Genomic DNA, 12,942 nt, shown 5'->3' with positions numbered 1-12,942 from the left:
CTAGAAATGATATATAAAAGTAACTTTGTGGCTATGTTGCTCTGTTTTTCTTCAGGCGTGGCGTTAGCAAGTGGTTACTTTTTGTTTTTTAAAGATTCCACTCGTGTTTCCTCAGCGCCCAAACAAGCTGTAATCTCTTCGGCTAACACTCAAGTCAATAATCAGCCAACTACTTTGCAAGGCCTAGTGCAGGTTAATAAAGCCCAAGAGGCTGATCAACAAACTCAGCTAGCACAACATGTGGTTGAGCTTAATCAGCGGCTTGAAAAAAAATCAATCCAGCTTAAGCAGTCTCAACAACAGTTAAAGTTAAATCAATCAGAAAGTGTAGAGCTTGATGATGAGCTCGCAATACAGTTTGAACAAGAGGCTGATAATCTCGAATGGAGTTACGAGCTTGAAGTCGCGTTAACTGACTTTTTAATTATTAATGAGTTTGCAGATAGCGCTGAGCTTACAGCGCTAAAGTGTAAGCAAACAATTTGTAAGTTTGAGCTTACCATTAACCAACATGCCGTTAATTATGGAGCTAAATTATGGCGCGAGCTAAACGATAAGCTTCATCTTGAACCTTGGTGGCAGCAATTTAAACTCAGTGCATCTCAATCTAACGATGCCCGTATTGAGTTTACCGTAAGTACGCAAGGCTAGCGCTTAGCAATATGGCTAAGCTTCTACCTTTGAAGTAACCTGGCCATCTACTAACTCAGTGATCAACACATCACCCACTTTTACATCTTCCACTGATTTAACCACTTTATTTTGCGCCGTTTTCGTTATGCTGTAACCGCGCGCCAATACATTAAGTGGGCTGACCGAATCAAGCCGACTTGCTTGTAAGGCAAGATTATTATTTGCGTGTTGTAGTTGCTGCTGCATAGCTTGGTGTAACCTTGCATGTAGCTGGGCTAACAGATGGCTTGCTTGTGCGAGCTTTTTATCTGGTGATTGGCGCATTAGTCTGGGTGTTAAATTAGCTAACACGCGTTCTTGCTGATATAAACGCTGACGCATTGCTTGTTGTAGTGCAATACTCAATTCATCTAAGCGTTGTGATTTTTGGTTTAGCTGATTGCGCGGGTGGCATAAATTAAGGCGATGCTGCAATTGTATGGCTAGTGCGCGTTTATCGGCAATGTCGTGTTTAAATGCATTCGCTAAACGATTAATTAACTGATTAACCCTATTATGTAGCTCTTGTGTATTGGGGCTTACGAGCTCTGCGGCTGCAGAAGGGGTTGCGGCGCGAACATCAGCGACATAATCGCTAATTGTGGTATCTATTTCATGGCCAACAGCGCTCACAATAGGCAGCGAGCTTTGATAAATAGCACGAGCAAGTTGTTCATGGTTAAAGCACCATAAATCTTCTAATGAACCACCACCGCGTCCGAGAATGATAACGTCGACTTCATTACGTAAATTTGCCAGCTCTATTTGCTTTATTAAATGGCCATGCGCTTCTTTGCCTTGCACCATCGCAGGGTAAATAACGATTTCTAATTGCGGAGCACGACGTTTTAGTACGGTTAAAATATCTTTAATTGCGGCGCCTGTAGGTGAGGTGATCACCCCTATGCGATTTATGTTTTGGGGCAGGGGCTTTTTATAAGCGGAGCTAAATAAGCCCTCTGCAGCCAAACGCATTTTTAGCGCGTCAAACTCTTGCTTAAGTTGCCCTTCGCCGGCAGGCTCCATATGTTCAACAATAAGCTGGTAGTCACCACGGGGTTCGTACAAAGATACACGTGCTTTAACGGTTACTTGTGCGCCGTTAATTGGTCGGTAACTTTGGTTGCGATTATTGCCTCGCCACATGGCGGCTTTAATTTGCGCTTTATCGTCTTTTAACGAAAAATACCAATGCCCAGAAGCAGGCGCAATAAAGTTAGAAATTTCACCAGTGAGTACTAAAGACGCAAAACCTTGTTCAAGTAGGGCACGTATTTCACGATTAAGGCGAGATACGGTATAAACCGTTTGCGAGGGCTTAGAAAACATAAAAACTACCAAAAAACATTTATAAATCTAGCTTATCATAAATAAATACAAAATATTATTTACTAGTGCCTACAACGCTGTTAAAATTTGGCCGCAATTCCTTATCTTAGATCCACATGTGAGAAGTTGCCAAAATGCTTAGAATCGCTAAAGAAGCTCTTACCTTTGATGACGTACTTTTAGTACCTGGTCATTCTACTGTTTTGCCACACACGGCAAATATTTCAACTCGCTTAACGCGTGGTATCAAACTTAACTTGCCGCTCATTTCAGCATCTATGGATACTGTTACAGAAGCTCGTTTAGCTATTGCACTCGCGCAGGAAGGTGGTCTTGGTTTTATTCATAAAAACATGACCATTGCAGAACAAGCGAAAAATGTTCGTAAAGTTAAAACCTATGAAGCAGGTATTGTTTCATACCCTGTTACAGTAACCGCCGATCTGACTATTGCAGATGCCGTTGAGCTGTCTCAGGAAAAGGGATTCTCAGGTTTTCCGGTCACCGATAGCGAAAATAACCTTGTAGGTATCGTAACTAGTCGTGATATGCGCTTTGAAACTAAGCTTGAACAGCCGGTTTCAACAGTGATGACGAAAAAAGAAAACCTAGTAACGGTTAAAGAGGGAACGGCTCGCGAAGATATCTTAAGCTTAATGCACGAACACCGCATTGAGAAGATTCTTGTGGTTGATGATGCGTTTAAACTTAAAGGCATGATCACCGTAAAAGATTACCAAAAAGCACAAGACAAACCAGATGCATGTAAAGACGAGCAAGGTCGTTTACGTGTAGGTGCTGCGGTAGGTGTTGGCGCAGGTACTGATGAGCGTATTGCTGCATTAGTTGAAGCCGGTGTTGATGTACTACTAATCGATACTTCTCATGGTCACTCTCAAGGTGTTATTGACCGTGTTGCAGCGACTCGTCAAGCTTACCCTGATTTACAAATTGTTGCGGGTAACGTGGCAACTGCCGAAGGTGCTATTGCTCTTGCAGATGCCGGTGTTGATGCTGTTAAAGTAGGTATCGGCCCAGGTTCTATTTGTACTACACGTATTGTTACTGGTTGTGGTGTACCACAAATAACAGCCATTTCTGATGCGGTTGAAGGCCTTAAAGGTCGCGATATTCCAGTAATTGCCGATGGTGGTATTCGTTTTTCTGGTGATATTGTAAAAGCATTGGTTGCCGGTGCATCGTGTGTAATGGTTGGCTCTATGCTCGCGGGTACTGAAGAAGCACCAGGTGAAGTGGAGCTTTATCAAGGTCGCTATTACAAGTCTTACCGTGGTATGGGTAGCCTAGGTGCGATGGATCAAAAAGAAGGGTCATCAGATCGCTACTTCCAAAAATCAAACCAAGCTGACAAGTTAGTACCTGAAGGCATTGAAGGTCGTGTTGCTTATAAAGGGCCAATTGCGACAATTATTCACCAACAAGTGGGTGGTCTTCGCAGTGCAATGGGCTTAACCGGTTGTGCCACAATCGAAGAGTTAAACACTAAACCACAGTTTGTACGTGTAACTTCTGCTGGTATGGGTGAGTCGCATGTTCATGATGTGCAAATCACTAAAGAAGCACCGAACTACCGTTTAGGCTAATCAGCCTTAACAACTTGAAATAAGTGGGCTAACCTTTGTTAGCCCTAATATAGTCACACAGCTTAAGCTGGTGGCGTTTAGCACCTGACTTTACGAGATACTTCATGAGCAAAGACATTCACGATTCACGAATCCTCATTTTAGATTTTGGTTCACAATACACGCAGTTAATCGCCCGTCGCGTGCGCGAAATTGGTGTTTATTGTGAGCTTTGGGCTTGGGATGTAACCGAAGAGCAAATTCGCGAGTTTAACCCACAAGGTATTATCCTTTCTGGTGGCCCAGAATCAACCACGCTTGAAAATAGCCCGCGTGCTCCTGAGTATGTATTTAATGCAGGCGTTCCAGTACTTGGTATTTGTTACGGTATGCAAACTATGGCAACGCAGCTTGGCGGCCGTGTACATAGCTCCGATAAAAAAGAATTTGGTTACGCACAAGTTGAAAAAGTGGGTAACTGTGCATTATTTGATGCCATTGAAGATCATATTACTGATGGCGGCAATGGCGTACTAGATGTGTGGATGAGCCACGGTGATAAAGTAATGGAAATTCCAGATACGTTTAAAACCACAGCTAAAACATCTACCTGCCCGCATGCGGCAATGTCTAACGAAGAAAAGCGTTTTTACGGTGTACAATTTCACCCAGAAGTAACGCACACACATCAAGGTCAACGTTTACTAGAGCGTTTTGCTATTGATATTTGTGGTTGTGAAAAATTATGGACGCCAGCAAAAATAATTGATGACGCCATTGAGCGTATCAAAGAAACAGTAGGCGACGACGAAGTTATTTTAGGGTTATCAGGCGGTGTAGATTCATCGGTTGTAGCTATGCTTATTCACCGTGCTATTGGTGAACGACTAACCTGTGTATTTGTTGATAACGGGCTACTTCGTTTAAACGAAGGCCAGCAAGTTATGGATATGTTTGGCAATAAGTTTGGCTTAAACATTGTTAAAGTAGACGCTGAGGAGCAATTTTTAGCTGACCTTGCAGGCAAATCAGATCCAGAAGAAAAACGTAAAGCTATTGGCCACACGTTTATTAATGTATTTGATGAGCAAGCTAAAAAGCTTAAAAACGCGAAATGGTTAGGCCAAGGTACAATTTACCCTGATGTAATCGAATCAGCAGCTTCAGCGACTGGTAAAGCGCACGTAATTAAATCGCACCATAATGTGGGTGGCTTACCAGATGATATGGCGATGGGCTTAGTTGAGCCACTACGTGAATTGTTTAAAGACGAAGTACGTAAAATTGGTTTAGAGTTAGGCTTACCGTACGACATGCTTTACCGTCACCCATTCCCTGGACCTGGTTTAGGTGTGCGTGTACTTGGCGAAATTAAAAAAGAGTACTGTGATTTACTTCGCCGCGCTGATGCTATTTTCATTGAAGAGCTTCACAAAGCAGAGCTTTACCATAAAGTAAGCCAAGCGTTTACTGTTTTCCTACCGGTTAAGTCGGTAGGGGTTATGGGTGATGCACGTAAGTACGATTGGGTTGTTTCACTTCGTTGTGTAGAAACCATCGACTTTATGACAGCGCGTTGGTCACATTTGCCGTATGAATTCTTAGGTGTGGTTTCAAACCGAATCATTAATGAAATCGACGGTATCTCACGTGTTGTTTACGATATTTCAGGAAAACCACCTGCCACTATCGAGTGGGAATAATCCTCCCTTTACTGTAATTTCGTAATAACTAACGGCGAATTAGCATGCTAATTCGCCGTTTTGTTTATTTAAAAAGCAAACAAACCGAAAAGTTGAATTTTTACTTTACCTTTGTCAAAAGGTCTTTATAATTCATCGTCATTGCAGGGGCGTAGTTCCAATTGGTAGAACAGCGGTCTCCAAAACCGACGGTTGGGAGTTCGAATCTCTCCGCCCCTGCCATTTCTTCTTTACATCGTTTTGATTACTTCCTATATTATTCATCTTACTAATCCATCGAGTTGTTATGCATTCACGTTACGCATCTGTTTTTGGTATAGAAAAGCTTGAACTTAATCAACACTTTCGCCCAGCTCAAGCTGAGTTGTCAGCGACTTCACCGTTAATTCTCTGTGATACATTAAAAGATGATATTGAGCGTGCCTTTGCGCCTGTAACAATAAACTCAATTGTTAAATCATCAACCATTGAGTTTAGTGAGCAACAATTAGGCCTGCCTGATTCTAACCTAACCTGTGCGCAAAAACGTGCGTTATGGGCTTTAATGAGAGAACACCTTGATACACTTTAAGTCGGTTACCGATGAGAATATCAATGAGCTGATGGCTATTGAAAATGCCTGTCATACACACCCTTGGACGTTAAAAACAATGCAGTCGTGTTTGCAGGGGCGCTATTTCAATTTAGCTGCGTTCGATGATGAGCAAATGATAGGCTTTTACATTGGTGAAAAAGCAGGGCCCGATTTTACCTTAATGGATATTTGTGTCGCCCCGAGCTTTCAGGGACAAGGATTTGCTAAGCAGTTATTAACGCAGTTTATAGCGTACGGCGAGCAACACAGTGCCGAAAACTTATTTTTAGAAGTGAGAGAGTCTAATACGCGGGCGATTGCTTTGTATGAGCGTGCGGGCTTTATTGAAATGTCAGTACGTAAAAATTATTACCCCAGCGATGCGCCAAATAAAAACGGCTTTGAAGATGCGATTTTAATGGGCATGGCACTGGGTTTAAATTTTTAATGATTACTTATTAGCGATGGCTTGTTCTATTGCTGTATTGAGTTCTAAAACGCGTTTTTCTCTTTGAGTCATATCATTGCCTTTTAAACTTTGCTCAAGCGCTGATGCGCTATGGTAAATATCATCAAAGTTAAAACAACCAGCGCTGCCTTTAATACTATGGGCAAGGGCGCGTAATGTCTCACAGTCACGGCTGTTATATAGTGCTTTTATCTGTTGTAAATAATCAGGTAAACTTGCTAAATAATTAGCATTTATTTGCTGAAACTTTTCACTCTTCAATAAGCTATCCCACTTGTTTTGATTATCACGTTCAAGGTGTAAATAGCTGACTAATACATTTTCTAGTGCGTCTTTGTCAATGGGTTTACCCAGCGCTTTATCACAGCCTGCTTCAAGGTAAGTATCAATATCATGATTCATCACATTCGCGGTCAGAGCGATAATTGGGCCATCATAGGCCGCATCTCTGAGCATTTTAGTTGCTTCTAACCCACCCATAACCGGCATTTGCATATCCATGATTATAAGCTGGTAGTCGTTTACCAACGCCATTTCTACAGCTTGTGCACCATTGTTGGCTATATCGGGCTCTAATCCCCATGTTTGTAATAGCAATTTAATCAGTAACTGATTATCGGGGTTATCTTCTGCTACCAAAATATGCGCATCAAAGCTGTTGCTTGCAAAAGATAGCTGCGGATCCTTTTCTGGTGTTAGTTGAGAATGCTCGGTTAATAATAAATTGCCGCCAAGGCTATTATGCAAATGGCAATCTATATCGATGGTAAAGCAACTACCCACACCCACCTCACTGGTTACACTTACATCACCACCTAGTAACTGAGCTAAGTTTTTTGAAATACATAGCCCTAATCCCGTACCACCAAACCGACGTGTCGTTGTAGCATCGGCTTGCTCAAATGGCGTAAATAATCGTTTTATTTGGTTTGACGACATACCAATGCCGGTATCTTCAATAACAAAGGTAAGCGTTTTTGGTGCTTGGTATTTAGCGGTTATTGTAACCTGACCTTGCTCAGTGAATTTAACCGCATTACTGGCAATATTAATCAGTATTTGTTTTAAGCGAGTAATATCACTATTAATAGTATGCGGTAGCGGAAGTGCATAATTAATTGTAAATGACAGCTGCTTCTCTTGTGCTAGAGGTTTAATGATTGATTCAACATCATGAATAAGTTGTACAACATTTAACGGCGTTTGCTCAACCGCGAGTTTTTCGGCTTCAATTTTTGAAAGATCGAGAATGTTATTAATAAGCTCTAACAAATGTTTTGAGTTACGTAGAATAGTGCCTAAATGATGTTTGTCATTGGTTGGTTTTTCGCTATGCAGTAGTTGCTCTGTAAATCCCATAATGGCTGTAAGCGGAGTGCGAATTTCATGACTCATATTGGCTAAAAAGCGGCTTTTAAGCTGGTTTGCTTGTTCTGCTTGGGCGATGGCGGTTTCAAGCTTACTGTTCATCGACTCAAGCGCCTTAGTCCGACTTTCTACTTTGTCTTCTAAGTGATGCTTATATTCTTCTAGTTGCTGTTGATAATGCTTAATTTGGTTAATCATGTGATTAAAGTCGTTAAACAGTATTCCTACTTCATCCGTAGTATATGCAGGAAGTGTAACAGAGAGGTCGCCATCACCAACGCGATGACTTGCTTCACCTAATAATTCTATTGGGTTAAGCAGTAAATTACGCACCACAATAAAAATTAAGATTGGTAGGGTGATCACAGAAATAATTACAATTAGCCCAGTGATCACACTAATTGCTTTGCCTGACTGATACAATACTGCTTTTGGAATGGTCGACACATAATAGTAGCCGCCACTCATTTGGGCTGCAAAAATCAGTCGCTCTATTTTATCCACACTTGAAAGTTCAATGGTTGATAAGCTACCTATATCCGCTAAATCGTTAATTTTATTTAGTTCATACTCGCTGACATAGTGGCCACGCATTTTATAATCGGAGCTAAATAAAATTTTACCATCGTTGGCCAGTAACAAATTTAAGGTGTTGTTATAAGGCGCTTCTAAAATGCTGGTGTTTAAAATAGAAGGGTCGACTTTAAGAATAATAAAGCCTAGCTGTTGTGGGCGTTTTAAATAATAGTCGACGCTATATATGCGCTGTACAAAGTATAAGTTGGTGGTGCCATCTTCTTTTTGCACCATAAACTGCTGCTGGCTTAAATTACTTTGTTTTACTTGATCAAAAAATGGGTAGGATTTGGGCGCTACGGTTAAATTACTGGAGTAATAGGCGTCACTTTTACCGGTTTTTGAGACTAAGTTAATACTAATAATGTCAGGGTAGGCTTCACTGTAACTGGCAAATACGTCCATTAACGCGCCAAGGCGATAGGTATAGCTGGCGTCTTCAAATAAATCTTTAGCTAAAAAGTCACTTAGTACCGGTGAAGCAGAGAGTAACTTAGCCGTTGCATGAAAAGAATCGATATAGTTGAATACTTTTTGCTGTTGTTGTTCTACAAAGCGACTCATAATCAAGTCGGCCTGCTTTTGCGTAGAGTTGGTCACATTAGTGAGCGTAAAGCCCCCTAAAAATAACAATGGCAGTATAACCAGTGGAGTTATATACCATAATAATCGAATACTTAGCTTACTGGTTTTCATTATCCAACATCAAATCCTCCATGTAATCGACCAATAATATGATTTACAGCCCTATTACTCAAGCTTGGTGTTAAGTTAGTGGGCAATTTATAGCGTTATTGTTAATAATCGCTGAAAACACCAAACTTAAAAAAGATCCGTTAATAACCAACCATTGATTGTTTATAAAGCCAAGATCAGCGAAAATAGTCTTTAATTACGATTAACTTAACGGATAGCGTCACAAGAGCTAATTTGGGTTCTTGTTGGGGTATGTTGAGCTTTAGAGGTTAGCTTGTTTTTAGCCTTGAAAGCTCAGCATACTAAAATACAAATACATCCGTATATCAACTAAAAGAACCTTTTTAATGGCAGACCAAAATCTCCTTAGCGAAATTAATAAACGCCGTACCTTTGCGATCATCTCGCATCCGGATGCGGGTAAAACCACTATCACTGAAAAAGTATTGTTGTTCGGACAAGCAATTCAAAAAGCTGGAACAGTAAAAGGCCGTGGCTCTAATCAGCATGCTAAGTCTGATTGGATGGAAATGGAAAAAGAGCGTGGTATTTCTGTGACTACCTCTGTAATGCAATTTCCTTATAACAATGCGTTAGTTAATTTACTTGATACCCCAGGACACGAAGACTTCTCTGAAGATACATACCGAACTTTAACCGCGGTAGATTCGTGTTTAATGGTAATTGATGCTGCTAAAGGTGTAGAAGAACGTACCCGTAAGCTAATGGAAGTAACACGCCTGCGTACCACGCCTATTGTTACCTTTATGAATAAATGTGACCGTGATATTCGCGACCCAATGGAACTACTTGACGAAGTAGAAACAGAGCTAAATATTGCCTGTGCACCTGTTACTTGGCCAATTGGCTGTGGTAAAGAGTTTAAAGGTGTTTACCATATCCATAACGAAGAGACCATTTTATATAAAACAGGTCAAGGTCACACTATTCAAGAAGTACGCAGCATTAAAGGGCTCGATAACCCTGAGCTTGACCAAGCCATTGGTGATGAACTTGCAGCGCAGTTACGCGATGAACTAGAGCTAGTTATTGGTGCATCACACGAATTTGATTTAGATCTATTCTTAGCGGGTGAGTTATCGCCTGTGTATTTTGGTACCGCACTTGGTAACTTTGGTGTAGATCATGTTTTAGATGGGTTAACTCAGTGGGCGCCAACCCCATTACCACGTGAGACAGAAGACCGCCAAGTTGTAGCCACAGAAGATAACTTCACTGGGTTTGTATTTAAAATTCAGGCCAACATGGATCCAAAACACCGTGACCGTATTGCCTTTATGCGTATTGTATCGGGTAAATACAGCCAAGGCATGAAAATGAATCATGTGCGTATAGGTAAACAAGTGAGTATTTCTGATGCGGTAACCTTTATGGCAGGCGATCGTGAGCGTGCAGCTGATGCTTACGCTGGTGATATTATTGGCTTACATAACCACGGTACGATTCAAATTGGTGATACCTTTACCCAAGGCGAAAAAATTAAGTTCAGCGGTATTCCAAACTTCGCTCCTGAATTATTCCGCCGTATTCGTCTGCGCGATCCATTAAAACAAAAACAGCTATTAAAAGGACTGGTACAGCTTTCAGAAGAGGGCGCAGTACAAGTATTCAGACCATTAATTAATAATGACTTAATTGTAGGTGCGGTAGGTGTGTTGCAGTTTGACGTGGTGGTAGCGCGTTTAAAAGCTGAATATAACGTTGATGCAATTTACGAAAGCGTGAATGTAAATACAGCCCGTTGGGTTAGCTGTGATGATGTTAAAAAGTTTGAAGAGTTTAAACGTAAGTGCGAAAGCAACTTAGCACTTGATGGTGGCGATAATTTAACTTACATCGCGCCGAGTCGTGTAAATCTTAACTTGTCGACAGAGCGTTACCCTGAAGTGACATTTAATCACACGCGTGAAAACTAGAACTGACCCACTAGAATTAACACAAAGTCTGCTTTGGCGGGCTTATAAAGGTAAATAATATTATGAATATTCGTACTATTTTAGTAGAAAAAGCCATTGCCGCTATGACCGCCGCAGGCCTACCAGAAGATACTAACCCAGCGGTTACCCAAAGCACTCGCCCACAGTTTGGTGATTACCAAATTAATGGCGCGATGGGCGCAGCTAAAAAAATGAAAAGTAACCCGCGTGAATTGGCGCAAAAAATTATTGATCAGTTAGATGTAAGCGACATTGCCGAAAAAACGGAAATTGCTGGCCCTGGTTTTATTAATATTCACTTAAAGCCGGAGTTTTTAGCTCAAAGCGTACAAGCTGCTAATAACCACGCAAAACTTGCCGTAAATGAGCACGCCAAACCACAAAAAGTAGTGGTTGATTACTCATCGCCTAACCTTGCAAAAGAAATGCACGTAGGTCACTTACGCTCAACTATTATTGGTGATGCCGTAGTACGTGCGCTTGAATTTAGAGGCGATACCGTTGTTCGTCAAAATCACATGGGTGATTGGGGCACACAGTTTGGTATGCTAATTGCGCATTTAGAAGATCAAATTAACCAAGGTGTTGATTTAGATACTGTTGCGCTTGCTGATTTAGAAACCTTTTACCGCGATGCGAAAAAGCGTTTTGACGACGAAGAAGGCTTTGCCGATAAAGCGCGTAACTACGTAGTTAAACTACAAGGTGGCGACGCACACTGTGAAAAACTGTGGAAACTATTTATTGCCACTTCAGTGAAGCATTCTGAAGAAGTATACAAGCGTTTAAATGTAACACTGACACCTGCCGACATTATGGCTGAAAGTGCTTATAACAGTGAACTTAACGATATTATTAGCTTATTAAAAGATAAAAATATTGCAGTAGAGTCGCAAGGCGCACAAGTGGTATTTTTAGATGAGCTGGCAAATAAAGACGGTGAGCCTTCAGCGTTTATCGTGCAAAAATCAGGTGGCGGCTTTTTATATGCAACCACAGATTTAGCAGCGTGTGATTATCGTTCAAACAAACTAGGCGCTGAGCGTATTTTAATTTTTGTTGATGCGCGCCAGAGTCTTCACTTTAATCAAGTAGAGTTAACTGCACGTAAAGCCGGTTTATTACGTGATGAAACTAGTTACGAGTTTTGTCCATTTGGCACCATGATGGGCGCTGATGGTAAACCATTTAAAACCCGTACAGGCGGCACGGTTAAATTAGCTGATTTGCTTGAAGAGTCAATTACTCGTGCAGCAGCTAAACTCGCTGAGCGTGAATCAGATTTATCTGACGAAGATCGTAGTGAAATTGCACGTAAAGTGGGTATTGGCGCAGTTAAATATGCTGACCTTTCTAAGCATCGTACCAGCGATTACATCTTCAACTGGGACAGCATGCTAAGCTTTGAAGGCGCAACAGCCCCTTACTTACAATATGCTTATACGCGTGTTCGCAGTATTTTCCGTAAGTCTGGCGTTGATGCTGCAAGCTTAAAAGCCAATGTAAGTATTATTGAGCCGCAAGAGAAAACCCTCGCGCTTAAATTATTACAGTTAGAAGAAGTCCTTGATCTGATGATCAATGAAGCCACACCGCACGTATTATGTAGTTACTTATACGAACTAGCCAGTTTATACATGACATTCTATGAAGCTTGCCCAGTACTTAAAGAGGGCGTAGAGCCAAGTGTTCGTGATAGCCGTTTAGTGTTGTGTAATTTAGTGGCAGATACGCTGCGCACAGGATTGGATTTACTAGGTATCGAAGTCATGGAGCAAATGTAATCTGCTACGTGTAGTTCGCTTTGACTGCGTTGGTAAAACTATTTAGCCTAAGTCACATACAAACCGTATGCTCCTATGCATAAATAGTTTTACCGCCTTGCTAGCACTCCTAGACTTGCAGATAATTTTAGGTTTAGGTGTTAGATTTATATTGACACTGTTCGGTATGTTCACCAATTTTGTAGCTGATAGCTGATAGCTGATAGCTGATAGCTGATAGCTGATAGCTG

Annotated in this window: 9 protein-coding genes and 1 tRNA gene; 8 read left to right on the top strand and 2 right to left on the bottom strand. The window is 41.3% G+C overall.

Annotated features, from left to right (window positions below; genetic code table 11):
- Positions 1 to 6: 6 nt before the first annotated feature.
- Positions 7 to 651, top strand: a complete 645-nt coding sequence (locus QMA00_RS03580) for a hypothetical protein (RefSeq protein WP_076920693.1) — start codon at positions 7 to 9, stop codon at positions 649 to 651.
- 15 nt (positions 652 to 666) lie between these two features.
- On the opposite strand, the gene xseA is transcribed toward QMA00_RS03580, so the two are convergent.
- Positions 667 to 2,001: an exodeoxyribonuclease VII large subunit gene (gene xseA, locus QMA00_RS03575; protein ID WP_076920692.1), complete on the bottom strand. Its 1,335-nt coding sequence runs from the start codon at positions 1,999 to 2,001 to the stop codon at positions 667 to 669.
- 134 nt (positions 2,002 to 2,135) lie between these two features.
- Between xseA and guaB the strand changes: the two genes are divergently transcribed.
- From guaB to rimI, 5 genes are all read left to right on the top strand, one after another.
- Positions 2,136 to 3,605, top strand: a complete 1,470-nt coding sequence (gene guaB / locus QMA00_RS03570) for an IMP dehydrogenase (protein WP_008110278.1) — start codon at positions 2,136 to 2,138, stop codon at positions 3,603 to 3,605.
- Between the two features lie 104 nt (positions 3,606 to 3,709).
- Positions 3,710 to 5,287, top strand: coding sequence for a glutamine-hydrolyzing GMP synthase (gene guaA / locus QMA00_RS03565; protein WP_076920691.1), 1,578 nt, complete (start codon positions 3,710 to 3,712; stop codon positions 5,285 to 5,287).
- 145 nt (positions 5,288 to 5,432) lie between these two features.
- Positions 5,433 to 5,509 (top strand) — tRNA-Trp (locus tag QMA00_RS03560).
- Positions 5,510 to 5,573: 64 nt separating this feature from the next.
- Entirely contained in the window at positions 5,574 to 5,858 is a 285-nt protein-coding gene (locus QMA00_RS03555) for a hypothetical protein (RefSeq protein WP_076920690.1), read from the top strand.
- Positions 5,845 to 6,309, top strand: coding sequence for a ribosomal protein S18-alanine N-acetyltransferase (rimI, locus tag QMA00_RS03550; protein WP_033102889.1), 465 nt, complete (start codon positions 5,845 to 5,847; stop codon positions 6,307 to 6,309). Before QMA00_RS03555 ends, rimI begins: the two co-directional genes overlap by 14 nt.
- 3 nt (positions 6,310 to 6,312) lie before the next feature.
- Here rimI and QMA00_RS03545 read toward each other — a convergent pair whose 3' ends face one another.
- Positions 6,313 to 8,970 carry an ATP-binding protein gene (locus QMA00_RS03545; RefSeq protein WP_076920689.1) on the bottom strand — a complete coding sequence of 886 codons (2,658 nt, stop codon included), beginning with the start codon at positions 8,968 to 8,970 and terminating at the stop codon, positions 6,313 to 6,315.
- Between the two features lie 347 nt (positions 8,971 to 9,317).
- On the opposite strand from QMA00_RS03545, the gene prfC reads away from it, so the two are divergent.
- A complete protein-coding gene (gene prfC, locus QMA00_RS03540; protein ID WP_076920688.1) occupies positions 9,318 to 10,907 on the top strand; it encodes a peptide chain release factor 3 in 1,590 nt (529 codons plus the stop codon).
- Between the two features lie 62 nt (positions 10,908 to 10,969).
- Positions 10,970 to 12,712 (top strand): arginine--tRNA ligase, encoded by a 1,743-nt coding sequence (argS, locus tag QMA00_RS03535; protein WP_076920687.1) that lies wholly within the window; start codon positions 10,970 to 10,972, stop codon positions 12,710 to 12,712.
- Positions 12,713 to 12,942 lie beyond the last annotated feature (230 nt).

This window comes from Pseudoalteromonas sp. APC 3694, from assembly GCF_030407565.1.
In the GTDB taxonomy this organism is placed as follows: Bacteria; Pseudomonadota; Gammaproteobacteria; order Enterobacterales; family Alteromonadaceae; genus Pseudoalteromonas; species Pseudoalteromonas tetraodonis.
This window is presented reverse-complemented; position numbering and strand designations above follow the sequence as displayed.